This window comes from Arthrobacter sp. AOP29-A2-19 (assembly GCF_058138025.1).
In genome coordinates this window covers 434,229-461,225 of the sequence record NZ_CM176894.1, presented here as the reverse complement: position 1 = coordinate 461,225, position 26,997 = coordinate 434,229, and the positions used below count along the sequence as shown (strand labels likewise).

General features: G+C 70.3%; 21 protein-coding genes. 11 read left to right on the top strand and 10 right to left on the bottom strand.

The window, feature by feature from the left end; all coding sequences use genetic code 11:
• Positions 1-8: 8 nt before the first annotated feature.
• The 5 genes from AC3ZJJ_RS02125 (at position 9) to AC3ZJJ_RS02105 (ending at position 5,721) form a co-directional block, all read left to right on the top strand.
• On the top strand, positions 9-2,246 hold the full coding sequence (locus AC3ZJJ_RS02125) for a S9 family peptidase (protein ID WP_489893626.1): 2,238 nt from the start codon (positions 9-11) through the stop codon (positions 2,244-2,246).
• 219 nt (positions 2,247-2,465) lie between these two features.
• A complete protein-coding gene (gene paaI / locus AC3ZJJ_RS02120) occupies positions 2,466-2,930 on the top strand; it encodes a hydroxyphenylacetyl-CoA thioesterase PaaI (RefSeq protein ID WP_489893625.1) in 465 nt (154 codons plus the stop codon).
• Positions 2,931-2,973: 43 nt separating this feature from the next.
• Entirely contained in the window at positions 2,974-4,293 is a 1,320-nt protein-coding gene (locus AC3ZJJ_RS02115; protein ID WP_489893624.1) for an AMP-binding protein, read from the top strand.
• Between the two features lie 27 nt (positions 4,294-4,320).
• Entirely contained in the window at positions 4,321-4,938 is a 618-nt protein-coding gene (locus AC3ZJJ_RS02110; protein WP_489893623.1) for a TetR-type transcription factor C-terminal domain-containing protein, read from the top strand.
• Between the two features lie 93 nt (positions 4,939-5,031).
• The gene (locus AC3ZJJ_RS02105; protein WP_489893622.1) at positions 5,032-5,721 is read left to right on the top strand and encodes a nicotinamide mononucleotide transporter; all 690 of its coding nucleotides are present in this window, start codon (positions 5,032-5,034) and stop codon (positions 5,719-5,721) included.
• 27 nt (positions 5,722-5,748) lie between these two features.
• Here AC3ZJJ_RS02105 and AC3ZJJ_RS02100 read toward each other — a convergent pair whose 3' ends face one another.
• Positions 5,749-6,357, bottom strand: a complete 609-nt coding sequence (locus tag AC3ZJJ_RS02100; protein WP_489893621.1) for a GNAT family N-acetyltransferase — start codon at positions 6,355-6,357, stop codon at positions 5,749-5,751.
• A gap of 220 nt (positions 6,358-6,577) precedes the next feature.
• Here AC3ZJJ_RS02100 and AC3ZJJ_RS02095 point away from each other — a divergent pair, with 220 nt between their 5' ends.
• Positions 6,578-8,254 (top strand): thiamine pyrophosphate-dependent enzyme, encoded by a 1,677-nt coding sequence (locus AC3ZJJ_RS02095; protein WP_489893620.1) that lies wholly within the window; start codon positions 6,578-6,580, stop codon positions 8,252-8,254.
• Positions 8,255-8,337: 83 nt separating this feature from the next.
• Here AC3ZJJ_RS02095 and paaZ read toward each other — a convergent pair whose 3' ends face one another.
• Complete coding sequence (paaZ, locus tag AC3ZJJ_RS02090) at positions 8,338-10,476, bottom strand: phenylacetic acid degradation bifunctional protein PaaZ (RefSeq protein WP_489893618.1); 2,139 nt, start codon at positions 10,474-10,476, stop codon at positions 8,338-8,340.
• Between the two features lie 264 nt (positions 10,477-10,740).
• Here paaZ and AC3ZJJ_RS02085 point away from each other — a divergent pair, with 264 nt between their 5' ends.
• Both AC3ZJJ_RS02085 and AC3ZJJ_RS02080 read left to right on the top strand, forming a co-directional pair.
• Positions 10,741-11,646, top strand: a complete 906-nt coding sequence (locus AC3ZJJ_RS02085; RefSeq protein ID WP_489893616.1) for a serine protein kinase RIO — start codon at positions 10,741-10,743, stop codon at positions 11,644-11,646.
• A gap of 92 nt (positions 11,647-11,738) precedes the next feature.
• Entirely contained in the window at positions 11,739-12,164 is a 426-nt protein-coding gene (locus tag AC3ZJJ_RS02080) for a hypothetical protein (protein WP_489893615.1), read from the top strand.
• Between the two features lie 52 nt (positions 12,165-12,216).
• Here the strand turns inward: AC3ZJJ_RS02080 and AC3ZJJ_RS02075 are convergent, their stop codons facing one another.
• A complete protein-coding gene (locus AC3ZJJ_RS02075) occupies positions 12,217-14,025 on the bottom strand; it encodes an ATP-binding cassette domain-containing protein (protein ID WP_489893614.1) in 1,809 nt (602 codons plus the stop codon).
• A gap of 294 nt (positions 14,026-14,319) precedes the next feature.
• On the opposite strand from AC3ZJJ_RS02075, the gene AC3ZJJ_RS02070 reads away from it, so the two are divergent.
• The 3 genes from AC3ZJJ_RS02070 to AC3ZJJ_RS02060 are packed head-to-tail and all read left to right on the top strand — an operon-like array spanning position 14,320 to position 19,756.
• Complete coding sequence (locus AC3ZJJ_RS02070) at positions 14,320-15,894, top strand: pyridoxal phosphate-dependent decarboxylase family protein (RefSeq protein WP_489893613.1); 1,575 nt, start codon at positions 14,320-14,322, stop codon at positions 15,892-15,894.
• A complete protein-coding gene (locus AC3ZJJ_RS02065) occupies positions 15,891-17,309 on the top strand; it encodes a lysine N(6)-hydroxylase/L-ornithine N(5)-oxygenase family protein (RefSeq protein WP_489893611.1) in 1,419 nt (472 codons plus the stop codon). The genes AC3ZJJ_RS02070 and AC3ZJJ_RS02065 overlap by 4 nt, the downstream gene beginning before the upstream one ends.
• Positions 17,306-19,756, top strand: coding sequence for a GNAT family N-acetyltransferase (locus tag AC3ZJJ_RS02060; protein ID WP_489893610.1), 2,451 nt, complete (start codon positions 17,306-17,308; stop codon positions 19,754-19,756). Before AC3ZJJ_RS02065 ends, AC3ZJJ_RS02060 begins: the two co-directional genes overlap by 4 nt.
• A gap of 6 nt (positions 19,757-19,762) precedes the next feature.
• Here the strand turns inward: AC3ZJJ_RS02060 and AC3ZJJ_RS02055 are convergent, their stop codons facing one another.
• The 7 genes from AC3ZJJ_RS02055 to AC3ZJJ_RS02025 form a co-directional block, all read right to left on the bottom strand.
• Positions 19,763-20,758 carry an NAD-dependent epimerase/dehydratase family protein gene (locus AC3ZJJ_RS02055; RefSeq protein WP_489893609.1) on the bottom strand — a complete coding sequence of 332 codons (996 nt, stop codon included), beginning with the start codon at positions 20,756-20,758 and terminating at the stop codon, positions 19,763-19,765.
• Positions 20,759-20,861: 103 nt separating this feature from the next.
• A complete protein-coding gene (locus AC3ZJJ_RS02050; protein WP_489893608.1) occupies positions 20,862-21,473 on the bottom strand; it encodes a GNAT family N-acetyltransferase in 612 nt (203 codons plus the stop codon).
• A gap of 3 nt (positions 21,474-21,476) precedes the next feature.
• The gene (locus AC3ZJJ_RS02045; RefSeq protein WP_489893607.1) at positions 21,477-23,024 is read right to left on the bottom strand and encodes an insulinase family protein; all 1,548 of its coding nucleotides are present in this window, start codon (positions 23,022-23,024) and stop codon (positions 21,477-21,479) included.
• A gap of 48 nt (positions 23,025-23,072) precedes the next feature.
• Positions 23,073-23,771 (bottom strand): tyrosine-protein phosphatase, encoded by a 699-nt coding sequence (locus AC3ZJJ_RS02040; protein ID WP_489893606.1) that lies wholly within the window; start codon positions 23,769-23,771, stop codon positions 23,073-23,075.
• Positions 23,772-23,833: 62 nt separating this feature from the next.
• The gene (locus AC3ZJJ_RS02035; RefSeq protein ID WP_489893605.1) at positions 23,834-24,703 is read right to left on the bottom strand and encodes a 3-hydroxyacyl-CoA dehydrogenase family protein; all 870 of its coding nucleotides are present in this window, start codon (positions 24,701-24,703) and stop codon (positions 23,834-23,836) included.
• Positions 24,704-25,558, bottom strand: coding sequence for an enoyl-CoA hydratase/isomerase family protein (locus AC3ZJJ_RS02030; RefSeq protein ID WP_489893604.1), 855 nt, complete (start codon positions 25,556-25,558; stop codon positions 24,704-24,706). It abuts the gene before it with no gap.
• On the bottom strand, positions 25,559-26,785 hold the full coding sequence (locus tag AC3ZJJ_RS02025) for an acetyl-CoA C-acyltransferase (protein ID WP_489893603.1): 1,227 nt from the start codon (positions 26,783-26,785) through the stop codon (positions 25,559-25,561).
• Positions 26,786-26,997 lie beyond the last annotated feature (212 nt).

Sequence of the window (26,997 nt, the reverse complement as noted above, 5' to 3'; positions counted from 1 at the left end):
TGGTGCCCATGAGTGAAACGACCGCACAGCACCAGACCCCCCAGGACGCGGCTCCGGAAGAGGCTTCCGGTGCCGTTGGTCCCGCGGGGCCCTCAGGCGGCACGCGCCCGCCTGTCGCGAAGAAGGTGCCTGTGCAGCGCACGCACCACGGCGACACGTTCGTCGACGACTACGAGTGGCTCCGAGAGAAGGACAGCCCCGAGGTGGTGGAGCACCTCAAGGCCGAACACGCCTACATGGAGGCCGTCACGGCCCACCAGCAGCCGCTGCGCGACGCGATCTTTGCCGAAATCAAGGAGCGTACGGAGGAGACCGACCTCTCCGTCCCCGCACGCAAACGCGGCTGGTGGTACTTCACGCGCACCGAGGAGGGCAAGCAGTACGCCGTCCACTGCCGGGTCGCGGCACGGGACACGGGTGACGCCACCGCCGACTGGACGCCCCCCGTTGTGGAACCGGGCGCGCCGTTCGGCGGCGAGGAGGTGCTCCTGGACGGCAACGCCGAAGCCGAGGGCAAGCCGTTCTTCTCCATCGGCGGGATGGCGGTCACGGAGGACGGCTCGCTCTTGGCCTACGCCCAGGACAACGCCGGCGACGAACGCTTCACGCTGCGCGTCAAGGACCTCGCCACCGGTGCGCTCCTCCCCGACACCATCGAGAACGTGTTCTACGGCCTGGCCTTCTCGCCGGACGGCCGGCGCGTGTTCTACACGGTCGTCGACGACTCGTGGCGACCGCACCAGATCAAGGTCCACACCCTGGGCACGGCGCCCGAGTCCGACGTCGTCCTGTTCCAGGAGGACGATCCGGGCATGTGGCTGGGCTTCGACCTGTCGCCGGACCGCCGCGAGCTGCTGATCGGCATCGGCAATTCCGAATACAGCGAGACGCACACCCTGGACCTGGTGGACCCCGCCGCGGCGCCGCGACTCCTGCTGTCCCGCGACGAGCGGATCCTGCACAGCATGGACCCCGTGGACGTGGCGGGCGCGCGCGCCTACCTCGTCACACACAACCACGACGCCGTGAACAACATGGTGTCGCTGGTGCCCGGCGACGAGTTCGCCAAGCCGTTCGCCCAGCAGCATTGGGCGACCGTGCTGAAGCACCGCGACGACGTCAAGGTGGAGGGAACCGCCGTCACCGCGACGCACGCCGTCCTGTCCGTGCGCAAGGACACCACCGAGCGGGTCCAGATCCTGCCGCTGGCCGGGATCGGTACGGCGGACCAGCAGGCTGCCGCCGAACCGGCCTTCGACGAGGAGCTCTACACCTGCTCGCTGGCCAACGCCGAGTTCGAGTCCCCGCTGGTGCGGCTCTCCTACACCAGCTACACCGTGCCGCCCCGGGTCTACGACTACGCGCTGGCCGACGGCGGGCTGGACCTGCGCAAGGAGACCCCGGTCAAGGGCGGCTACGATCCGTCCGATTACGTGGCCGAGCGCGACTGGGCCACCGCCGCCGACGGGGTCCGCGTCCCGGTGAGCATCGTGCGGCGGCGCGACGTCCGCCCCGACGGCACCAACCCGGCCCTGGTCTACGGCTATGGCAGCTACGAGATCAGCATGGACCCGGCCTTCGCCATTCCGCGGCTGAGCCTGCTGGACCGGGGGGTGGTGTTCGTCGTCGCGCACGTGCGCGGCGGCGGCGAGCTGGGCAGGGCCTGGTACGACGACGGCAAGAAGCTCGCCAAGAAGCACACCTTCACCGACTTCATCACCGTGACCGAACACGTGGCGGCCGCCGGATGGGCCCATCCGCGCCGCATCGCCGCCATGGGCGGTTCGGCCGGCGGCCTGCTGATGGGCGCGATCGCGAACCTCGCGCCGCAGCTGTACTGCGCCGTCGTGGCGCAGGTGCCGTTTGTCGACGCCCTCACCACGATCCTCGATCCAGAGCTCCCGCTGTCCGCTCTGGAGTGGGAGGAGTGGGGCAACCCGATCACCGACCGGGAGGTGTACGAGTACATGAAGTCCTATACGCCCTACGAGAACGTCGCGGACGTCCCGTACCCCCGGATCGCTGCGGTGACCAGCTTCAACGACACCCGCGTGCTGTACGTCGAACCGGCGAAGTGGGTCCAGAAGCTCCGGGAGCACACCACCGGCTCCGAGCCGATCGTGATGAAGATCGAGATGGACGGCGGACATGGCGGCGCCTCGGGCCGCTACGAGGGCTGGAAGGACCGCGCCTGGGACTACGCATTCGCGCTCGATGCCCTCGGTGCCACGGAGCGCCTCGCCTGATCCACGGGTGCGGCGGACGGGTGGTCCCGTCCGCCGCCTCCAGCCCGCGCGCCGCGCGGGCCGCGCCCCGGCGCGGTCCGTTCGGCGCGTTTTTCGCGTCTCTCCCGCGACCGCCGGATGGCCCTCCCCCGGGCCCCGCGACGCGCCGACGCCCTTGACATTTTCCGCCGCACAGGATTACCTAATGAACATTCGGTAAATAACAGTGAAGGGCATCACATGACCGACATCGACGTCGAATCCCGCGGCCCCGGCGGCTCCAAAAACCTCGCCACACGCCACGCCATTCTCGAGAACGACCACACGGCCGCGTGGCTTGGCGTCGAGGTGCACCACGTGGCAGACGGGCACGCGAGGATCGCCATGACGCTCCGCCGCGAAATGCTCAACGGCTTCGGGATCGCCCACGGCGGCATGGTCTTCGCGCTGGCCGACACGGCCTTTGCCATGGCCTGCAACCCCGCCGGCGGGTCCCCCGACACCATCACCGTCGCCGCCGGCGTCGACATCAACTTCCTGAAGTCCGGCATCGCCGGCCGCACGCTCACCGCGGTGGCGGACCGCCGTCGCCAGGCCGGCCGCAGCGGACTCTACGACATCGTGGTGACCCAGTCCGTCCCCGGCGGCGACGACGAGGTCATCGCCGAGTTCCGCGGGCGCTCGCGCACCGTCCCGAAGCGCTGACAAGCGCAGCCTCCAGCCCACCACGCACCAAAGAAGGCCGATGATGACCGAAACGCTCTCCACGACGGAACTCGCCAACCCTCTCGATCCCGAAGAGACCATGAGTCGGGACCAGATCGAGGCCATCCAGCTCACGCGCCTCAAGGAGACCGTGGCCTACGCCTACGCCCGCGTGCCCCTCTACAAGGAAAAGTACGACACCGCGGGCGTCCATCCCTCCGACCTCAAGGAGCTCGCCGACCTGGCCAAGTTCCCCTTCACCGAGAAGGAGGACCTGCGGCGCACCTACCCGTTCGGCATGTTCGCCGTCCCGCGCGGGGAGGTGGCCCGCATCCACGCGTCCTCCGGCACCACCGGCCGCCCCACGGTCGTCGGCTACACGCAGTCGGACCTCGACGACTGGGCGAAGCTTGGCGCCCGCTGCCTGCGGCTCTCCGGCGTCAAACCGGGGTGGCGGGTCCACAACGCCTACGGCTACGGGCTGTTCACGGGTGGCCTCGGCGCCCACGCCGCCGCCGAACGCCTGGGCACCACGGTCATCCCCATGTCCGGCGGACAGACCGAGAAGCAGATCACGATGATCAGGGACTTCGAGCCCGACGCGATCCTCTGCACGCCCACATACCTGCTGACCATCGGCGACGCCATGCAGCGGGCCGGCGTCGATCCGCGCTCCACATCCCTCAAGGTCGCCGTCCTCGGCGCGGAGCCGTGGACGCAGGAGATGCGCCACGAACTGGAGGTCATGTTCGGCATCGACGCCTGCGACATCTACGGCCTGTCCGAGGTGATGGGCCCGGGCGTCGCCGGCGAGTCGAACGAGACGAAGGACGGCAGCCACATCTGGGAGGACCACTTCCGCCCGGAGATCATCGACGCTTTCGACGCTTCGCGCGTCCTGGGCGACGGCGAGCACGGCGAGCTGGTCTTCACGTCCCTCACCAAGAAGGCGCTGCCGATCATCCGCTACCGCACCCACGACCTCACGCGGCTGCTGCCGGGCACGGCCCGCCCGGGACACCGCCGCATGGGACGCATCACGGGGCGCAGCGACGACATGATCATCCTCCGCGGCGTCAACCTGTTCCCCTCGCAGATCGAGGAACTGGCCCTCAAGATCCCCGGACTCTCCCCGCACTTCCAGTTGGAGATCACGCGGCCGAACCGCATGGACGAGCTGGCGGTGAAGATCGAGCGCCGCGAGGAGTGCGATTCGGCCCGCGGTCAGGCTGCCGGGCTGGAGCTTCAGAAGGCCATCAAGATCAACATCGGCTCCTCCTGCCGGATCGAGGTCATGGATCCCGGGAGCCTCGCCCGCTCGTCGGGCAAGCTGCGCCGCATCTACGACCTGCGCGACAAATAGCGACCGAGGTGTGAAAACATCGTGCCCATGCCCAACACAGCAATGAAGTCTGCCGGCGCCAAGCGCGGCCGTCCCGGATACGACCAGGAGTCCGTCTTGGGGATCGCCGTGCAGGTGTTCAACAAGCACGGCTTCGACGCCACGTCGATGGGCACACTCGCCGACAACCTGGGCATCAGCAAGTCCGCGATCTACCACCACGTCCCGTCAAAGGGCGACCTGCTGCGCCTGGCGCTGGACCAGGCGCTGGTTCCCCTGGAGGCGATCGGCGAGGAGGACGGCGCGCTGCACGGCACGGCGGAGGAGCGGCTGGAGTTCATTCTGCGCTCCACCATCCGGGTGCTGATCGAGCGCCAGCAGTTCGTCACCCTGCTCCTGCGCCTGCGCGGAAACACCGAGGTGGAGCGCGACGCGCTCGAACGCCGCCGCGCGGTGGACCGCAAGGTCACCGACCTCGTCGTGCAGGCCCAACACGAGGGCACGCTTCGCGGGGACATCGATCCGCGGACCACCACCCGGTTGCTGTTCGGCACCATCAACTCCCTGGTCGAGTGGTACCGGCCGGACGGCCCCGTGACGGCGTCGCAGGTGGAGGACAACGCCATCGCGATGATGCTCCACGGGCTGCACACGCGCAACGGCTAGGGCCCCGGGGCGATACCATCGAGGGCGTGCCCCGCGGGGCGCGCCCCACCGCCGCGAGCGGACCGCAACATCTTTTCGATAGGCAATTCTGACGTGGACCAGCTTTTCTTCGAACTCTTCGGGCAGGCGCCCGGAACCTCCACCGCGACCATCGTGGCCCTCAGCGCCCTCTCCACCCTGTTGACCGGCGTGGCCCTCCTGCTGCTGGCGCGGCGCAGCGATCTGGGATGGTGGGCCCAGGTCCTCGCCGTCTTCGGCGGACCGTTGGTCACCGCGCTGCTCTTCGGGTACGCGGGGCTGCTCGCGGCCCTGCCGGCCATGTTCCTCGCCGCGTACGGGCTCTGGCGCTTCAGCAAGTACCCGCTGGCGGGCCGCTTCGGCCGGAGCGTCGAAGTGCGGGGGTTCGCGCCGGTGCAGGTCCTCTGGGGCGCCGCGGTCGTCGTGGTCCTCACCGGCCTGCGCCTTGGGCCCATGCTCACCTCAGGGCTCGCCCTCGACGCCGCCGCGACGTCGCTCTGGCTGAACGCCGCGCTGGGCGCGGCCGTCACGGCGGGCCTGGTGGGCATCGCCAACGGGGTGCGCTGGGCATGGCTCGCCATCGCGGCCGCGTCCGTGGCCTACATCGTCCTGTTCTTCGGCAGCCAGCCCGCCCTGGCCACCCTGGCCGTGCTTGTGCTCCAATTCGGCGCGTCCGTGTACGGCTGGTGGGCGTGGCGCCAACTCCCGGCGGAAGCGGCCGACGAGTCGGTCGAGGCGTATCCCCCGCATCCCTATTCGGCCTAGCGCGGCCGCACGGACCGGCCCGTGGGACTATCCCAGGGGAAGCGGCGCGGCCCGCGGCGCGGGGTCGCTAGCCAGCCGAGACCACCGGGCCACGTCGTGCCGCTCCCAGCCGCCGCCGGCGGTGGGATAGCGCAACTTCGCGCGCTCGATGCCCTCCGGGCGGAATCCCGCGGCGGACGCCACGGCGCCCGAGGCCGGGTTGTTGGTGCGGTGGCCCAGCTCCAGGCGGAACAGGTCCAGGTCGTCGAAGCAGTGGCGTGCGAGCCCGGCTGCCGCGGCGGCCGCCAGGCCCCTGCCCCTGTGGCCCGGCGCCACCCAGTAGGACACCCAACCGGTCTGGTGGTCCCCGTCGATGCCGGAGACCATCACGTGCCCCACGGCGCCAACCACACCGCCCACACCGCCCAAATCGATCGCGAAGGCGCGCGCGGAGCCCCCGGCGCCGGGCACCATCCCTGTCAGCCAGTCCAGGGCGGCCTGCCGCGTGGTGATCTGCCCGGCGGCCTGGCGGCGCATGTCCGCCGCGCCGAAGGCGCCCAACACCGCCGAGACGTCCGATTCGTCCGCGGTCCACGGCCTGAGGTGGGCCGCGGCGCCGTCGTCGGGCCGGCACGCGGGCCACGGGGAGGCTTTCATGCACCCAGCCTAGGCGCGCGGGCGCGGGACCGGTGCCCCGCTGCGCGTCAAGGGAATGTGATGCGCGTCGCATGCATGACCGCCGCGTGTCATGCCGACTGCGCGGTAACCATGGCGTGGCGGTATTTTGGGTCGACCACGGCGTTATCGACGTCGCGCGCCTGTGTGTGAGCCGCCGTGGCACGTGACATTTGATTTCAAAGGCGAAAGAGGTCACCCAGTGACGCAAACGGCTACGTCAGCGGAAGCACCCGCACCGGCAGCGGCAACGAAGTCCGCCGGACACGTCATCGTCGACACCTTGGTGGCGCACGGTGTGAAGCGAACCTACGTGGTGCCCGGGGAGAGCTACCTGGACGTGTTGGACGGGCTCCACACGTCCGACATCGAGACGGTCGTCTGCCGCCACGAGGGCGGGGCCGCCTACATGGCGGAGGCCGACGGCAAGATGAACCCCGTGCCCGGCATCGCCATGGTGACGCGCGGGCCGGGCGCCGCGAACGCGCACGTGGGCCTGCACACCGCGTGGCAGGACTCCACGCCCATGGTCCTCTTCGTTGGCCTTATCCCCTTCGAGCACCGCGACCGCGAGGCCTTCCAGGAATTCGATCCGAAGGCCTGGTTCGGAACCGGCGCCAAGCGCGTGATGGTTCTCGACCACGCCGAGCGCGCCTCGGAGATCGTGGCCGAGGCCATGTTCGCGGCCGTCAGCGGACGCCCCGGACCGGTTGTCATCGGGCTCCCCGAGGACATCATCAAGCAGCAGATCGACGCCACCCTGCACCCGCAGATTCCCGTGGCCCAGGGCGGCATGACCGTGACCGACTGGAAGGCGCTGAACGAGGCGCTCAAGGAGGCCGAGAAGCCGCTCTTCGTCACCGGAGGAAACGATTGGTCGGCCGAGGGCGCCGCGGCGTTCACCGCCTGGCTGGAGGAGCACGACCTCCCCGCCGCGGCCGAGTGGCGCACGGAGGGCACGGTCCCCTTCAACTCCCCGTCCTACGTAGGCCCGATCGGCTACGGCCGACCGAAGCCGACCTACGACCTGCTCACCGAGACCGACCTGCTGGTGTTCGTCGGGACCGTGCCGGGCGACGTGATCACGGACGGGTTCGCGGTACGCCAGAACTGGGACAAAAAGAACTTCCTGGTCACCATCGACCCGTCACTGCGCGGACGCTCGGGCCCCGTCTCCTACCAGATCGCCTCGAAGCCGGATGTTTTTGTGCGCGACCTCGTCCGCATGGACCTCCCCGTCAAGGCGTCCTGGAGAGAGTGGACGGAACGCATGCGCGGAGAGCAGGAGAAGTTCTCCGCACTACCGTCGGCCGTTCCGGGCGACGGACAGGCCAGGATGGCAACACTGATGGCGAACATGGTCCAGGGGCTCCCCGAGGATTCCATCGTGACCTTCGGCGCGGGCGAGCACACCAACTGGGCCCACCGCTACTTCCCCACCAACGGCTACGCGTCGATGATCAGCGCGCGCAACGGCTCCATGGGCTACTCCATCCCCTCGGCGGTCGCGGCGTCGCTGAACTACCCGGGCCGCCGCGTGGTGACCATTGCCGGCGACGGAGAGTTCCTGATGAACGGCCAGGAACTGGCCACCGCCACGCAGTACGGGGCGACCCCGCTGGTTGTGGTCATGGACAATCAGGAATACGGAACCATCCGCACGCACCAGGAGCGGGACTACCCGAACCGCGTTTCCGGCACGCAGCTGCAGAACCCCGACTTCGCGATGATGGCGCAGGCGTTCGGCGGCTTCGGCGTTCGCGTGGAGCGCGATGCCGATGTGCCGGCGGCACTGGAGGCTGCGCTCAAGACCATCGACGAGGAGGGCAAGTTCGCCCTCATCCACCTCATCGTGGAACAGCGCGTCAAGGCGTACTAGAGGCGCCGCGCCACCGTCCACACACGGGAAGGGCCCGGAACGCGCCACGCGGCGCGTTCCGGGCCCTTCCGCTTACGGCGCGACTAGGCCTGGGCCTGGGCCGGCCAGTTCCTGTAGATCGTGTCTTCCTTCTCCACCAGCGTCAGGACGTCGTAGTTCGCGACGATCTCGCCATCCTGGTTGTGGATCACGGCGTCCCAGCAGACCTCGCCGTATTCGTCGGTCACGCGCGGCGTGATCTTCTTGGCCGTCAGCGTGATCCGGATGGAGTCGCCGGCGGGCACGGGTGTGACGAAGCGCAGGTTCTCCAGACCGTAGTTGGCGAGGACCGGCCCCGGCGCGGGCTCCACGAACAACCCCGCGCCCCAGGACACCAGCAGATACCCGTGGGCCACGGTGCCGGGGAAGAAGGGGTTGGCCTCCGCGGCCGCGGGATCCACGTGGGCATAGAAGGTGTCCCCCGTCGTCTCGGCGAAGTCGGTGATGTCCTGTTGGGTCACCCGGCGCAGCGGGGAGGCGAAGGCGTCGCCGATCCGCAGCTCGGACAGCGACTTCCGGAACGGATGCACCGCTCCCTGCACGCCCCCGAATTCCGGGGCGCCGGCGATGTTCCGGTCCGCCCCGGTGTGCCACGTTCCCGTGACCGCGGTGAGCATGTTCGGCGATCCCTGGACCGCCGTGCGCTGCATGTGGTGTTTGACCGAGCGGATGCCTCCGAGTTCCTCGCCGCCTCCCGCGCGGCCCGGCCCGCCGTGGACCAGGTGCGGCACCGGGGAACCGTGCCCGGTCGAGCTGCGCGCGGTTTCGCGGTTCAGGATGTGCACGCGGCCGTGGTGGCCGGAGATCCCGATCGTCAGCTCACGGGCGGTGTCGGCGTCGTTGGTGCACACCGTGGCGACCAGCGAACCGGCCCCCTTGGCGGCCAGCCGGACGGCGTCGGCCAGGTCCGTGTACCCGATGACCGATGTCACCGGGCCGAAGGCCTCGCGGCTGTGGACCGCCTCGTTCTCGACGTCGTCCCACGTCAGCAGCAGCGGCGACATAAACGCTCCGGCGCCCACCACGGACTCCTCGCCGGATGCGGTCCGCACCACTGGGGCGTCGAGCGTTCCGTAGGCCAGCTCGCCTCCGGCGGCGAGCATGTCCTCGACGGCGCCGCGCACGTCTCGCAACTGCTCGAGCGAAGCCAAGGCCCCCATGGTCACGCCCTCGGCGCGCGGATCGCCCAGCACAACGCGCTCGGTGAGGCGCCGGCCCACGGCGGCCACGACGTCGTTCACCAGGTCCTTTGGCACGATGGTGCGGCGGATGGCCGTGCACTTCTGCCCCGCCTTGGACGTGATTTCCGTGGCGACGGCCTTGACGAACGCCTCGAACTCCGGCGTTCCGACGACGGCGTCCGGACCGAGGATCGCCGCGTTGAGCGAGTCGGTCTCCGAGGAGAAGCGGACGCCGCCCTCGACGACGTTGCGGTGGGACTTGAGCGTGTTCGCCGTGCTTGCGGAGCCGGTGAAGGCGACCATGTCGCGGTAGTCCAGCACGTCCAGCAGTGTGCGCGCGGAGCCGGAGATGAGCTGGAGGGAACCGGCCGGCAGGAACCCGGACCCGACCATCAGCCGGACGACGGCCTCGGTCAGGTAGCCGGTGGGCGTAGCGGGCTTGACGATCGTCGGTACGCCGGCGATGAAGGCCGGGGCGAACTTCTCCAGCATGCCCCACACGGCGAAGTTGAAGGCGTTGATCTGCGCCGCGACACCGGGGATGCGCGTGTAGATGTGCTCGCCGATGAACGATCCGTCCTTGGAGAGCACCTCCGTCGGCCCGTCCGGGATGACATTGGAGTTGGGCAGCTCCCGGCGTCCCTTGGAGGAGAACGTGAAGAGCACGCCGATTCCGCCGTCGATGTCCACCATGGAGTCGATCTTCGTCGCGCCGGTTCGGTAGGAGATCGCGTAGAGCTCCTCGCGCCGGTCGTTCAGGTACTTCGCCAGGTCCCGCAGCCGGAGGGCTCGCTCGTGAAGCGTCAGCTTCCCCAGTTCGGACTGGCCGACGGTGCGTCCATGCTCCACAACGGCGGCGAGGTCCAGCCCCTCGGTGCTGACCCGAGCCAACTCCTCGCCGGTGTTGGCATCAAGGACCGCGGTGGCCCCTGCGCTGTCGCCGGGGGTCCACCATCCGTCCTGAACATAGCTGGGAACAAGCTCCGCCGTCTGCGTCGTCATCGTTGACAAGTCCTTCCTGAACGATCGGTCGGTAATCATGACCACACTAACAGCCGCGGCTCGCCGCGGACAGCCCCAGCTCGCCCCGGCGGTCAGCCGGCGGATCGTCGGGTGAGTCATTGACAAGATTCAATCACTCGTGGTGGACTGGTTGCGCGGCCAATCCGGCCGGCTTGACGACCCCCAAGGAGGACCCGATGAGCGTCTCTGCAGCAGTCTGCGATCCCACGCCCGGCAACACCCTCCACAGGAGTCCAACCACCCATGAAGCAACCGGCTGACCTTCAGCACCCAGACACCTTCGAACCAACCCGGCGCGCCGGCCGCGCCTTGAACCCGACGCGCCGATCGGACGCCGATCGCCCGGCGGACTGGAACGTGCTCGACGACGAGCTCGCAGAGAACCAGCGCTGGTCAACGTGGCCCTCCGTCGAAAAGCTCATGCGCGGTCCGGCGCCGTACCCCGAATTCGTCGTCGAGGACGCTGGCGCGATCGACACGGATCTCGGCGTGCTCAAGACCGGCAAGGAGGCGGACGTCTTCCTGCTCGAACGCGCCACGGCCGAGCACCGGTCGATCCTGGCCGCCAAGCGCTACCGCTCCCCCGACCAGCGGCTCTTCCACCGTTCGGCCGCCTACAACGAGGGCCGTTCCGTGCGGCGCTCCCGCGACGCGCGCGCCCTCAAGACGGGCAGCGGCTACGGCCGGTCGGTCGAGGCGGCGCGGTGGGCCAACTCTGAATGGACCTACCTGCGCCTGGCGTACGAGGCCGGCGTTCCCGTCCCCTATCCCGTGCAGATCTGCGGAACGGAAATCCTCATGGAGTTCATCGAGGATCCGCAGGATCCCGGGGCGGCGGCCCCCAGACTGCAACAGGTCCATCCCTCGCCGGAGCGCCTGCGCGGCTACTGGCGGCAGCTGGTCGATGCCATGTCGGGATTCGCCAGGCTCGGCTTCGCCCACGGCGACCTCTCGCCATACAACGTGCTCGCTGCCGGCGACCGGCTCGTGGTGATCGACCTGCCGCAGCTGGTCGACCTGGCGGGCAACACCCAGGGGATGGAGCTCTTGGCGCGGGACTGCCGCAACATGTGCGCCTGGTTCGCCTCGCGGGGGCTGGACGTCGACGAGGGGGAACTGCTCGCCGAGCTGGTGGCCGCCCGCTGGTAGCGGCGCCGTCAAGGATTGTCGGCCGTGCGGACCGGACGTATTCTTTCCGCACCGCCGCCACACCACTCCAGCAAGCAGCCTCGGGAGTCCCCATGCAGAGCGCCTACAAGATCATCGCCCACCTCGTTTCGCTCGCCGTCGTTGTTCAGGCGGCGGTCATCGCCTGGGCGGTCTTCGACCTGATCGCTCTCTTGCAGGCGGGCACGACGCCGGGCGGCCCACCACCCGGCGGGATCGTCCACGGCTTTCTTGGCAACTACGTCGTCCCCATCCTTGCCCTGGCCCTGCTGGCGGTTGCCCTCCTTGGGCGCGCAGGAGTGAAGTGGGCGTTGTGGCTGTTGTTGGCGGTCGCGGTGCAAATCGGTCTCGCCTATGCCGCGTTCGCCATCCCGCTGATCGGCCTGCTTCACGCGGCCAATGCCTTCGCGGTTCTGGCCCTGGCCGAGCTTGGGGCGCGCTCGGTGTCCCGGGCCCCCGCCGCGGCGGCCAACCGGCGACGGATGCGCGCCGCCCACTAGTCCCCCGGCCACCCCCCTTTCGGGCGGGCACCCGGGTGCGGGCTCCGGGCGACTACCCGGTCCCCCGACGCAGCTCCCAGGACCGCAGCGGAGCCAGCATGGACAGGAACTCCGCGTCGTGGCTGGAGACCACAAGCGCACCCTCGTAGGACTCCAGTGCGCTGACGAGCTGCCCGACGGATGCCACATCCAGATTGTTGGTTGGTTCATCCAACAGCAACAACTGCGGGGCCGGATCCGCCAAGAGTATGCAGGCCAGGGCAACCCTGAACCGCTCCCCTCCCGAGAGCTCGGAGACGAGCTGCTCCACACGTCCGCCCCGGAAGTGGAAGCGGGCCAGCCGGTCCCGAACCACGCCGGGAGGCGCGCCGGGCGCGGCGCGCCGGACGTTCTCCAGGACCGACGCCACGTCGTCCAGCCCCGCCCACTCGTCGCCGCCGCCGCGGATGCCACGCCGCCCGGCACCCCCGGTTGCGCCGTCCACGACGTCGCGCTGCCGCAGGTATCCCACCGGGACGAGCGACTCGCTGGACAGCCGTCCCAACAGGGTGGTCTTGCCGATGCCGTTCGGTCCGGTCAGCCCCACGCGCTCCGGGCCGCGTAGGACCATCCGTCCCTCTGCGGACACCTCGGATCCGGCGTCGTAGGGCACACCCGGCCGCACCGAAGCCGCCGGCAGCTCCACGACGGTGCGTCCCGCCGGGACGCGGGTCGCGGGCAAGTCGATCTGGATCGCAGCCACCTCGGGAAGCGCGTCCCGCGCCGCCGCCAGATCGCCGGCCGCGGCCTGTTCGCGCCCGGCCATGGTGCCGCGGGTCTTCCCGGCGCTCTCTTGTGCGCGGCTGCGCGCTGCGTTGGCGAGGATCCTCGGCATACCCTCGGCCGCCTTGAGGCCCTGCCTGGCACGCCTGGCGACCTTGGTCTCCGCCTCGATCCGCTGCCTCTTCTCCACGCCGAGGCGCGCCCCCGCGTCGCGGACCCTGCGCTGTGCGAGGGCCAGCTCCGCTTGTGTGCCGGCAACGTAGGCGTCCCAGTTGCCGCCGTGCCGGACCAGGTCCACTCGCTGCGGAACGCCGGACCTGACGCGCACGGGCCGTAGCTCGACGATGCCGTCGACCAACCGAAGGAGCGCCGCGTCGTGGCTCGCCATGATGAGGGTCCCCGGCCAGCGTTCGACAGCGGCATAGAGCCGGTGCCGCGCCACACGGTCGAGATTGTTGGTGGGTTCGTCCAGCAACGTGATCGGACGGCGGGCACGCTCGCGTCCCGCGAGCGCGGCTATCATCGCCTCTCCGCCGGACAGGGTACGCACTTGACGGTCGAGGAACCGGACAGAATCGGCGGGCAGGCCGTAGGCGGCAAGCAGCGCGATGGAGCGCTCCTCGATGTCCCAGTCCTCGCCCACCGCGTCCAGATTCTCCTGCAAGCGCTCCTCGTGGCCCGCCAGCACCGCGGCGAGTGCGCGCCGGATCTCGCCGATGCCCATCAGCTCGGCCACCGTGCGCCGCAGGTCCAGCGTCAGCCTTTGCCCGAGGTAGGCGGGCGTCGACGAGGTCGCCACGTTGCCGCGCGTGGGACGGAGCTCTCCGGCGACCAGGCGGAGCAGCGCCGACTTCCCGGTCCCGTTGGGGCCAACCAGCCCCGTCCGGCCGCCGTCGAACGTGGCGTTGACGTCCTCGAACACCACCTGGCCGTCCGGCCAGGAGAGACCGACGTGACTCAGTGTGACGGAATGTCCCGCGGTCCCCGTCTGAGGGTGGCCGTTGGGGCCAAAGCCCCGGGTGGCCTGGGCATTTTCTGCGGGCAATGCCGCGCGCCCGGAACCGCCCATGGGGCTTCCGGCGTGATGGGTGCTGGGCATTCGGTCTCCTCGGGGCGTACTGCGCCGGGAGACCCTCGGCATGAGTCCGAAGGGCGCGTCCGATCGGCGCGGGTCAGGCGAAGGCGGCCGAGGTCTTCAACGGAGATTCCTCACGTCGGGTATGGGACAACAAGAAGTATGCCCTTAGTGATTGGCATTCGTCAACTAGTCGTGGATTGGCGGCTTCGAATGAGACACGACGCGTGGACACTATTACCCAATTTGTATTACGCCACAGAAGTATGCCTTTAATGTCACCGCATTAGGCAAGCCTTAGCAATCCGAAGGAGCAGCATGACATCCCCCACCACGCACGCAGCGCGAACCGTCCCGCGCGCCACTGGATCGGCGCCGGACGGCGCCCGTCCCGCGGACTTCCTGACCACCGAGCCCCTCACGGCGAGCGCGGCCCTGCTGTGCGGCGAAACCGCGGGTCGCTACGTCGCCGAGGCACGGGCCGCGACGGAACTCGCCGCGCAGGCCATCGCCACCGCGACGGCGCCGAGCTCGGGGCGGGACGCGCGCAAACTGGGCGAGTTGGTGGACGCGGTCGATCTCGACACACCGCTGGCTTCCACCGGCGACGCGCTCTCCGAGGCCGCCGGGCTCTATCTCCGTGACGCCGTCTATTTCCACCATCCCCGCTACGCCGCCCACCTGAACTGCCCCGTCGCCATTCCCGCCGTCGCCGCCGAGTCGCTGGTGACCAGCGTCAACAGCTCCATGGACACCTGGGACCAGAGCGCCGGCGCCACGCTGATCGAGCAGCGCCTCGTCGGCTGGACGGCGGGCCTGATCGGGTTCGGCGACGACGCCGACGGCATTTTCACCAGCGGCGGCACCCAGTCCAACCTGCAGGCGCTGCTGATGGCGCGCAACCAGGCCGTGGCCGGGCGCCGGGGCCCGCTCCCCTCCCGTCTCGGCGACCTTCGCATCTATGCCTCGCTGGAGAGCCACTTCAGCGTGGTCCGCGCGGCATCCATGCTCGGGTTGGGCGAGGACGCCGTAGTCCCCGTGCAGGTCGACGGCTCGCACCGGATGGACGCCGCGGCCCTCGCGGCCGCCCTGGAGGCCGGGGAATCGGAAGGAAAGCGGGCCATGGCGATCGTCGCCACCGCGGGCACAACGGACTTCGGCGCGATCGATCCGCTGGCGGCGGCCGCCGGGCTTGCCGCGGAGCACGGGGCGTGGTTCCACGTGGACGCCGCCTACGGCTGCGGATTGCTGGTCTCGCCCCGCCGCCGGCACCTGCTGGACGGGATCGAGCTCGCCGACTCGGTCACGGTGGATTTCCACAAGTCGTTCTTCCAACCCATCGGCTCCAGCGCGCTGCTGGTGAGAAACGGGGACGCGTTCGCCCACGTGACCCACCACGCCGACTACCTGAATCCCGCCGCCCAGGCCGGCACCGTCCCCAACCAGGTGGACAAGTCGCTGCAGACGACCAGGCGTTTCGATGCCCTCAAATTGTGGGTCACGCTGCGCGCGCTGGGGGCCGAGGGCATCGGCGCCCTCTTCGACGAGGTCGTGGATCTGGCCGCCGGCGCCGGGGAACTGGTGGAGGCGTCGCCGTCCCTGCGCCTTGCCGCGCCGGTGCAGCTAAGCACGGTCGTTTTCCGGTTTGTTCCTCCAGGCCACGAGCCGCGCGATCTGGACGCTCTCAACGACGGGATACGCCGGGACCTGCAGGCCTCCGGCGAGGCCATGGTTGCCGCGACCACGATGTCCGGACGCCGCCACCTCAAACTCACCCTGCTCAACCCCCGGACCACCCTGGCCGACGTGGAGGCGATACTCGCCGCCGTCGTGGCGCGCGGGGAGCAGCGCCTCGCGCACACGGTCCGGGCAACCGCCGGGGCCACCGCGTGAGCGGCCACGAAGGCCCGCGTCGGCGTGCCGGATCGTCCGACCGGATCTACGATGCCGTCGGCATTGGCGCCGGACCGTTCAACCTGGGCTTCGCGGCACTTGCGGAGGACGTTCCCGAGCTCGACGTTCTGGTGCTGGATGCCGGCGAGGGCTTCGCCTGGCACCCCGGCATGATGCTGGAGGGCACCCACCTTCAGGTCCCCTTTATGGCGGACCTCGTCACCATGGCAGACCCCACGCACCGACTCTCGTTCCTGAACTATCTCAAGGGCGCCGGGCGCCTTTACCCCTTCTACATCCGCGAGGACTTCTACCCCCTGCGCGCCGAGTACGACGCCTACCTGCGCTGGGCCGCCGGCGAGCTGGACGGCGTGCGGTTTGGCCACAGCGTGGAAACCTGCACCCACGAGGACGGTCTCTACCACCTGGGAGTGCGCACGGTGGAGGGTTGGGACACGGTGCGCTGCCGCAACCTCGTCCTTGGCACCGGAACCTCGCCGCACGTGCCGGAGGCGGTCTCCGCCGCCGCCATGGCCACAGGCGCGGCCTTCCACTCCTCGGACTTCCGCGACCATCGCGCCACCCTCAACGGAGTGCGGCGACTCGCCGTCGTGGGCAGCGGCCAAAGCGCGGCAGAGGTCTTCGTCGAACTGCTCGAGAACCTGGGGGACGATCAGACCCTGGCCTGGGCAACCCGATCGGACCGCTTCTTCCCGCTCGAGTACACCAAGCTGACGCTGGAGATGACGTCCCCGGACTACATCGACCACTTCCACGGGCTCGCGCAGCCGGTCCGCGACCGGCTCTCCGCCAAGCAGAAGGGCCTCTACAAGGGAATCAACGCGGATCTGGTCGACCGGATCCACGACCTCCTCTACGAACGCAGTGTCTCCGGCGCCGTCCCCGTGCGCATCATGGCCTCCACGGCGCTGGAGTCCCTTGCGCCCCCGCCGCGGGGCGCGCCGGGGCTCCGGCTCGGCCTGCGCAACGCGGACGACGGCGGGGCGCACCAGGTCGAGGCGGACGCCGTTGTGCTGGCGACCGGCTACCGGTACCGAGAGCCGGGCTTCCTCGCGGGAATCCACCAGCGTCTGAGGCGCCTGCCGGACGGGCGCCTGGACATCGACCGCCAGTACGGCGCCGGGGTCCACGGCGACATCATGGTCCAGAACGCCGAACTGCACACGCACGGCTTCACGGCGCCCGACCTCGGCATGGGGGCGTACCGCAATTCCATCATCCTGAACCGCCTTGCCGGGCGCGACCACTTCCACGTGGAGCGGCGCGTCGCATTCCAGGAATTCGGGACCCCCGACCACGGATCCCCCGGCCCGTTGCACCGCGAGGCGGCCGCGGGGCACGCGGCCCACCGCACACATCCCCAACCAACCGACCTCCAGGAGGCCGCACGATGACCACGCAGACCCTTCCCCACGCGGCGCCCGCCGACGTTCCCCTCGACGGCTACGCGCCGGGTGGCATTGCCGACGGCACCACCGCCGGCTCCCGCGGGGCCGGGGGCATCGCCTTCCGGCCCGTGGACGCCGCCGCCGACGCCGTGCTGCTGCACTCGTGGATCGCCACGGAGCATGCCCGCTTCTGGGGCATGCCGGACGCCGGACTCGACGAGGTCCGCGCGGAATACGAGCGGATCGGCGCCGACGCCCACCACCACGCCCTCATCGGCCTCCGGGCGGGCCGGCCCGCCTTCCTGCTGGAGACATACGCTCCCGAGCGTTCGGCCCTCGCGGGACGCTACCTTTGGCGCGACGGCGACGCCGGCCTCCACCTGCTGCTGCCGGCGCCCAAGCCCGGCGACTCCATCCCGGGATTCGGCGCCGCGGCCATGCGGGCGTCGCTGGCGCACCTGTTCGCCGATCCGGCGGTGCTGCGCGTCGTCGTCGAGCCGGACGCCCGTAACGCGGCGGTCCAGTCGCTGAACGCCCGGCTCGGTTTCCGGCCACAGGAGCGCGTCCGCTTGCCGGGAGGACCCGGATCCCCGGCGAAAACGGCCCAACTGTCCTTCTGCGACCGGAGGTCTTTCGCCGAGGCCACCGGGCTGCCTTCCACGGTGACTGCGCATCTGTCCCCCGAACGCTGGGCGGCCGCCAACCGCCACGTGCTCGCCAAGGCCATCGCCGAATTCAGCCACGAGCGGCTTCTCGCCCCCACTGCCGAACCCGACGGCGGCTGGCGCATCTCCGCGGGCGCCAGGGTGTACCGCTTCGCGGCCACGACCCACGCACTGCAGCACTGGAGCGTCGACCCGGCATCGCTGCTGTGCGATCTCGACGGAGTTCCCGTCCGGCCCGACGCACAAGAGTTCGTCGTTGCGTTCCGCGAAGACCTGGGACTGTCCGACGAGCAGCTCCCCGTGTACCTGGAGGAGCTCGGCAGCACGCTGGCGGGACACTGCTACAAGCAGCTGCATTCGAGCCCCACCTCGGCGGAGATGGCCAGCGGCACGGGCGACGCGCTGGCGGACTTCCAGAGAATCGAGGCCTCCATGACGGAGGGGCACCCATGTTTCGTGGCGAACAACGGGCGGCTTGGACTCGGCGCGGGCGACTATTTGGACTTCGCCCCGGAGACCGGATCCCCGGTGAGGCTGGAGTGGGTCGCGGCGCACTCCTCACGCGCCGCCTACTCCCACGTCGCGGAGCTGGACCATGAACGCCTGCTCGAGCAGGAACTCGGCGCCGAAACGGTGACGGCGTTCCGCAGCCGGCTTGCCGCGGCCTGCGCGGGAACGGGGCTGGACCCTGCGGACTTCCTGTTGCTGCCGGTCCACCCGTGGCAGTGGGAGAACCGGCTGGCCGTCACGTTCGCCGGCGACGTGGCCAGCCGGCACCTGGTCCACCTGGGCGCGGGCGCCGACCTGTACCAGCCCCAGCAATCGATCCGCACGTTCTTCAACCGCTCCAACCCCGGCCGCCGCTACGTCAAGACGGCGCTCTCGGTGCTCAACATGGGATTCCTGCGTGGCCTTTCGGCAAAATACATGGAGGCCACCCCCGCCATCAACGAGTGGCTTGACGGTCTCGTCCGGGATGACGGGGAACTGCGCGAGCGTCGCGTCGGGCTGCTCCGGGAGGTGGCAGCCGTCGGCTACACAAATCCGCTGTTCCAGGCTGCGACGAAACCCGCGTCCGCCTACCGGAAGATGCTGGCGGCCCTGTGGAGAGAGTCCCCGGCAGACAGGATCGACGGCGACGAGTCCCTGGCCACCATGGCGTCGCTGCTCCACGTGGACGCCCACGGCCGGTCGTTCGCGGCCGCGCTGGTCCGGCACTCCGGCCTGACCGGGCGGCAGTGGCTCGCCCGCTATTTCGACGCGTACCTCGTGCCGCTGGTGCACTGCCTCGTGGCCCACGACCTGGTCTTCATGCCGCACGGCGAGAACGTGATCCTGGTGCTGCGGGACGGCGCGCCGGACAGGATGCTGCTGAAGGACCTCGCCGAGGAGATCGCCGTGGTCGGCGACCGGACGCCGCTTCCGGACGCCGTCTCGCGGATTCGTGCCGACGTCGCACCCGAGGACAGGGTGCTCTCCGTCTTCACCGACGTCGTCGACTGCTTCCTGCGGTTCCTCGCGCCGCTCTTGGAACGCGAGGGCGTGGCGGACGCCGGCGAATTCTGGGGCACGGCGGCGGAACGGCTGGACGCGTACCGGACACGGCATCCGGAGCTGGCGGCCGAGTTCGACGCCCTCGGCCTCTTCGAGGAGCGGTTCCGCCTGTCGTGCCTGAACCGGCTGCAGCTGCGCAACAACCAATCGATGCTGGACCTCGCCGACCCCGCCGGCAGCCTCATCTACGCCGGCACTCTCGCGAACCCGTTGGCGGAACACCGCGGCTCGTGAGCGGGCTCAGCCGGTCCGCGCCAGGAGCCCGCTCTCCTCGGCCCCGGTGAGGCCCGCGCGGGGAACCACGTCGTCCAGGCGTGGTTCCCCGCGCACGATGTCGGCGAACGTGTCCGCGAGCGGACGGCGCACCAGGCCCCAGCGCACCGCGCGCTTGTCGCCCCGCCGGGCGAAACCCGCATAGTCGCCCCCTGCCGGCAGCACCAGCGGCAGCGAGCGCGGACCCGACCAGGGGGCGACGCCGTCGGCCTCCATCGAACCCAGCGGATAGGCGCGGGTCGCGCCGTCGAACCCGGCCGCGCTGCGCGCGCTCGCCAGCACGTCGCCCAGCGGCATCTCCGCGCCGACCGCGTTCACGGGTCCGCCCCGACCGGCAAGGCCGGCCTCGAGGATAAACGCCGCGAGGTCGCGCACGTCGATGATCTGGACGTAGCGCGGGTCCTCCGAGTCGTCCGGCACCAACACCGGCTCGCGGCCGGCCGCGAAGCGCAGTGGCCAATAGGTGGTCCGGCCGGTGGGGTCTCCGGGGCCGCCGATCAGGCCGGCCCGCACCAGCAGTGCTGCGTTCCCCCGGCTGGCAACCGTCAGCCACTCGCAGCCGACCTTCGCCTCGCCGTACTTCTCGTCGGTGTAGGCCTCGCCGGATCCCAATGCGGGCAGTAGACGCGCCGTCTCCGAGACGCCCGGCCTGGCATGGCTGGCGTACACCGAGCAGGACGAGACGAAAACCCAGTGCTCGGCTGCGGGCGACAGTGCCTCAACGGCGGCGCGGGCGTGGGCGGGCAGCCGCGTGAGTTCCACGACGAGATCCCACGTGTGGCCCTCTAGCTCGGCGTAGGCGTCCGCGCCGTCACGGTCGGCCACCACCGCTTCGGCCCCCCGCGGAAAGTCGCCGGAGACACCGCGAGCCAGGCAAGTGACCTCGTGTCCGGCGTCGAGTGCCAACCGCGCAACGGTCCGCCCGAGCCACTGGGTACCGCCGAGGATGAGGATTTTTGCCATAGGCTCCAGCCAACTCCCCCGGCACGGGTTCTGGCAAGTCGCTCCCGGCCTGCACGGCCCCGCACGCCGGGCGCGGCGACATCGGCCGGGGCCGTCTTTCCCGTCAGGAACCCCCGGGCCGCCGCTCCCGCTGGCCGAGCCGGTGGCGCAGGCCCGCCCTGACCTGCGGCCATTCCGCGGCCACGATGGAGTAGACGCAAGTGTCGCGGAGGCTGCCGTCGGCCATCATGGTGTGCGAGCGCAGCACACCGTCGAGCTTGGCTCCGAGACCCTCGATGGCCGTCCTCGACTGCCTGTTCATCCAGTGCGTCCTGAATTCGACCGCGGGACATCCCAGCGTGTCGAACGCGTGGCCGAGGAGCAACAGCTTGGATTCCGCATTCGTCCCGGTTCCCTGCGCGGACACCCCGTTCCAGGTGGACCCGATCTCCACGCGCGGCAACTCGGCGTCGATGTTCATGTAGGTGGTCATGCCGATGACCGCGCCGTCCGACAGGCGCCGGGTGGCGAAGGGCACCATCGAGCCGGCCTCCTGGAGCGACAGGCGCCGCTCGATCTCCGCCGCCATGCCGCCGGGAGTGGGGACCAAGGTGTACCAGAGATTCCACAGCTCGCCGTCGCCGGCGGCGTCGACCAGGCCGTCGTGGTGGGCCATGTCCAGCGGCTCGAGCCGGACAAGGCGTCCGGTGAGGGTGACAGGTTCGATGCGGCTCATGGACTACGACGCCTCCGTTGTCTCGACGGTGTCCGTGTACTGGATGCGCGCGGGTACCCGGTCCGCTATCGACTTGAGCGCGCGGTCTCCCCCGCGGAACCACCTGGATGCCAGATTCATGATGAAACCGTCACCGCCGAAGACCGCACAGGCAGGCGGCGCCGAGCCGTTCTTTGCCGGCGGTTCCCAGGCGACCGCGGCAATGTCCTCCCATCGGTAGGCCTGGACCTCCCCGTCGCCTAGCATGCTCAGGCCGTCCCCGCCGATCGTCAGGCGCGCGTCCCTCGGGACCTGCAGGGCCACCGCGCCCAGGATGCTTCGGCGGTATTCCTCTCCCTTGCCTAGGGCTGCCGGGTGGTGGACGGGGCGGGGGTAGAGGATCCCCTCCCGTCCGGCATCCTCGGAAAGGGACTGCTCGGGCAGACCGACCATCAGCGAGGATTCGAAGCCGTCCAGGCAGTGCGCCACGTCCCGCGTGGTGACGGACCGCATGGCGGCCAGGAGCCGTTCGTGGGGCGGACTGCCACCGGCGCCGATCCGGAGCATGGCCTCGTCGTTCGCGTCCCAGAGTGGCAATTGCGGGTCGAGGCCGGCCTCCTCGATGGGCGTCAGGGCGTCGGCCAGCTCATCCGGTGTCACGCCGTCCCTGCGGAGATCGCCGAGGACGGCGATGACCTCGCGGGCGACGACGACGGCGTTTGCGGGCTTGAGGTCGAAGGTGACGACCGCTACGGCCTGCTCCGCCGTGAGGGCGATGTATGCGATGTCCAGGTCGTAGACGAGTCCCCTGCCGCGCCGAAGGGACGACCGCACGCGGTCCCCCAAGACCTTCCCAAGCACAGTCGCCGCGCCCGCGAGCGGCGCACCTTCGCCAGGGATGGCAAAGGAAAGCACCAACGAGTCGCCTCCGGACTCGTACTCCACGGGAAACGCGCGCGGCACCTCCCGCGCCGCTGGCCGCGGGACGGTGCCGCCCGACGGCAGGGGCAGGCGCAGGCCCTCGGGCGGCGGCCCCGAGAGAACCAGCGCGGCATTGCCGCGGGTGAAAAACTTCGCCGCGGCCGCGGCAACCTCCTCGACAGTGAAGCGCTCGGCGAACACGGGCTCGGCTCCGGCCACCCCCAGACCCCGCAGTCCATAGCGGGAGACAAGCGCCTCGGCGACGGAGGGGGGAACGGCGAGCGACCCCTCGGCCTCAAGCACCCTGACCTCGTTTGCGAGCATCTCCAACTCAACGCCACCGGCGGCAAGCTCCGACAGCGACCGGCAAATGTCCGCGAGTGTGGCCGCGACCAGTTCCGGGCGGCCCGAAGCCGTGAAGGTCGTAAGACCCAACTCGACCTGGCCGTTGTGGTCGATCTTGATCGCCGGAAGTTTGGAGAAGGCCAGGTGTTCTATCAGGTGGGTGATGCCCGCCGTCGCGAAGGATTCGTCGCGGACGCCCACCCTAAAGTATAGGAACGCTTCCAGGCGGCCGGGAGTGTCCGCCCAGAAGACCGGAACGCCGTCGATCTCTGTGCGGTTGATCTGCGCGGGCGTGGTCGGCTTCATGGTCTCTCCTGGAGGACGGCCCGGTGGGCGGCGTTTGGTGAGGTCAGCCTAGCGTTCAGCCTCGCATCCCAGCAGGCGGCGCACTCCGGCGAGTTGGGCCCGGGTGCATCCATGGGACAGCAGGAACTCCTCGACGGCCAGCCCGTCGGCGAACTCCGCGAGTGCCGCGACGCGTTCGCGCTGCAAGGGTTCGAACTCGGCCTCGGCAAGATACCGCTCGTAGGGGTGCTTCACCGGGCTGACGCGGTGCCAGTCGTTGATGCCCCGCGCTCCGGCGTCGTAGTGCGGCACCACCAGGTCGCGCCGCCCGGCCAGCAAAAGCAGGAGCGTAACGACCAGGCCCGTACGGTCGCGGCCCGCCGAACAGTGGATCACCACCTTGCCGTGGGAGTCGGCGACGGCGCGGACCACCTCGGCGACCTTGTCCGGAAAAAAGCGGAGGTTGTGCGGGTAAAAGCGCGGATGGCTCAGGTAGGGCGCGGCCATCTCCATAAACTCCGTGTGGTTCTGGTCCTCGGTGGGGCGGTGGACCACGGTGATGCCGGCAAGCGCCGCCTCCGAAACCTCCGGGTCCGTAGGGCGGCGCGAGCGCTCCCCGGCATTGCGAAGGTCGATCACGGTGCGGACGCCGTCGTCGTAGGCCTGTCTCCAACCCCGTTCGGTGAGCCACTCGCTACGGCCCATCCGGTACAGGTCTCCCAACACGTGCCGCGCGTTGACGGCGCCCTCCCAGTCCACCTGCTGCATGCCACCACTGTGCCACGCGCGGCGCGGCCGTGTCTCGCCGCTCCCCGAGGTTGTGCGTTGTCCTAGCTCCAGTCGAAGAAGCCCTTACCGGTTTTGCGGCCGAGTTCGCCGCGGGCGACCTTGTCGCGGAGGATTTGTGGCGGGGCGAACCGGTCCCCGAGGGTGGAGTGGAGGTACTCGGCGATGCCCAGGCGCACGTCCAGGCCCACGATGTCGGTGGTCCGCAGCGGTCCGGTGGGGTGCTTGTAGCCCAGGACCATGGCGTTGTCGATGTCCTCCGCGGACGCGACGCCCTCCTCGACCATCCGCATCGCCTCGAGCGCGATCGCGACCCCGAGCCGCGAGGACGCGAAGCCGGGCGCGTCGTTCACGACGACGGCCGTCTTCCCGAGGGCCCGGACCCAGCCGCGGGCCGCGTCCGCGAGCCCGGGGCGGGTCAGCTTCCCGAGGACGACCTCGATGAGCGTGGACGCCGGAACGGGGTTGAAGAAGTGCAGGCCCAGGAAGTTCTGCGGGCGCTCCAGCTCGGCGGCGAGCCCGTCCACGGACAGCGAGGACGTGTTCGACGCCAGGTAGGCGTCCGCCGCGAGGCGCTCCTCGACCCCGCGCAGCGCGGCGACCTTCAGGTCCCAGTCCTCCGGGACGGCCTCGATGACCAGTTCCCGGTCCGCGAAGGCGGCGTGGTCCACGCCGACGTCGAGGCGCGAGGCCATCTCCTCAAGGTTCGCGTCCGCGGCGCCGCGCTCGATCGACCGCGCCGCGGCGGACTCGACGCGCTCGCGGGCCGCCTCCGCGGCGGCCTCGTCGCGCTCGACCACGAGCACGTGCGCGCCGTGGAGCAGGAACGCGTGCGCGATGCCGGCGCCCATGCGCCCGCCGCCGAGCACGCCGACACGGGCGGGAAGGCCCGCGGGAAGGGTGGAGTCGCTCATTTACTTCTTCTTTCGGTCAAGGAATGCCTGCATGCGGTCGAACTTGGCCTCGGACTCGAACAACATGCCCTGGGCGAGGGTGTCGATCACGGGATGCGCCTCGCGCGGGGCGTGGAACACGGCCTTGGAGATCCGCACCGCGAGCGGGTCCTGCGCCGCGATGCGGTCCGCGAGGGCGTGCGCGGCGCCGAGCAGCGCGCCGGGCTCCACGAGCTCGGTGACCAGGCCCGCGGCCAGGCACTGCGCCCCGGTGAGGACCTTCCCGGCCAGCAGGATCTCCTTCGCCAGCGGCTCCCCGACCAGCTCGCGCAGCCGCCAGGTCGCGCCGGCCGCGGCGAGGATCCCCAGCCCGGTCTCCGGGTTCCCCATCCGCAGCCCCGGCGTCCCGATCCGGAAGTCCGCCGCGTACGCCAGCTCCGCGCCCCCGCCGAGCGCGAACCCGTCCAACGCCGCGATCACCGGCATCGGCAGCTTCGCGATCCTCTCGAAGACGCCCGAGTTGATGCCCGCGAGCGCATCGTCGCGGCGCCGCTCGCGCAGCTCGCCGATGTCCGCCCCGGAGGCGAAGATCCCCTTGGCTCCCTTGGGCTGCTCCTCGGTGGCGGGTTCGGACGGCGCACCGGAAAGTATCAGGATCTTCGGGGCGCGCTCCAGGTGCGCGCAGACCGCGTGGAGCTCCCCGACCATCTCCTGGTCGATCGCGTTGCGGACCTCGGGCCGGTGCAGCCGCGCCACGACCCGGTCCGCGGACTCCTGGACCAGCAGCGTCGAGAACGCCGCCGGGTCCAGGCGCGGCCCGCCGCCCTCGCCGTCGTGCCCGTTGCCGTGCCCGTTGTCGTCGTGTTCGGCTGCCATCTAGACCGCCTCGATCAGCAGGGCCGAGCCCTGGCCCACGCCCACGCACATCGTCGCCAGCCCGAGCCGGCGCCCCGCGTTCGCGGCCTCGCGCTCCAGCCGGCCCAGCAGCGTGACCACGATGCGGGACCCCGAGGAGCCCAGCGGGTGGCCCAGCGCGATCGCGCCGCCGTCGTTGTTCACTATCCCCGGGTCCAGGCCCAGCGCGCGCATGCTGGCCAGGGACTGCGACGCGAACGCCTCGTTCAGCTCCACCGCCGCGAGCTCGTCCGTGCGGACCCCGGCCCGCTCCAGGACCTTCCGGGACGCCGGGACCGGGCCGATGCCCATCACCTCCGGGGCGACCCCGGCCGACGCGCCGTCCAGGATCCGCGCCCGCGGAACCAGCCCGTACTTCCGGATGGCCGCCTCGGACGCGACGATGATCGCGGAGGCCCCGTCGTTCAGGGTCGACGCGTTCCCCGCGGTGACCACGCTCCCGCCCGCCACCACGGGCCGCAGCCCGGCCAGCACGTCCACGGTGGTGCCCGCCCGCGGGCCCTCGTCGGTGTCGACCACGGTCTCGGCGCCCTTGCGGCCCCGGACGGTCACCGGCACGGTCTCCGCGGCGAACCGGCCGGCCGCGATCGCCGCGAGCGCCCGCTCGTGCGAGCGGACCGCGAACGCGTCGCAGTCCTCCCTCGAGGTGCCGTACACCCGGGCGACCTCCTCCGCGGTCTCGGGCATCGAGAACGTCGCCTTCCCGCCCCGGGAGTACTCCCCGGAGAGGAACGCGGGGTTCGGGAAGCGCCAGCCGATCGACGTGTCGTACGTGGCGCCGGGCTTGGCGAACGCCGTGGCCGGCTTCTCCATCACCCACGGCGCCCGGGACATCGACTCGACCCCGCCGGCGACGACGATGTCGGCGGCACCGGCCTTCACCATGTGGGAGGCCATCGTGATCGCGGACATCCCCGACGCGCACAACCGGTTCACCGTGATCCCCGGGACCGTGTCGGGGAACCCGGCGAGCAGCCACCCCATGCGGGCCACGTTGCGGTTCTCCTCCCCGGCCCCGTTCGCGTTCCCGAACACGACCTCGTCCACTACGGACGGATCTACGCCGGCCCGCTCGACGGCGGCGCGGATCGCGACCGCGGCCAGGTCGTCCGGGCGCACCGAACTCAACGCTCCGCCATACCGCCCGACCGGGGTCCGTGCGCCGCCTACCAGGAATGCTTCGGTCATTGAGGCTCCTTCTTCGCTGCCACGGGACGGTTCCCGATGAGAGTGGCGGACGGGTGCGTCGATGCGCCCAATTACCGACCAATCGTTCACTAATAGATTCGCACCGACCGAGCCGCCCGGTCAACCCGTTGGCGCCGCATCGGGCCAAATTGACGCCATCCGGCAGCCTCCGTAGCCTTGTCAGCTGACCGATTCCGGGTAATACCCCGGAT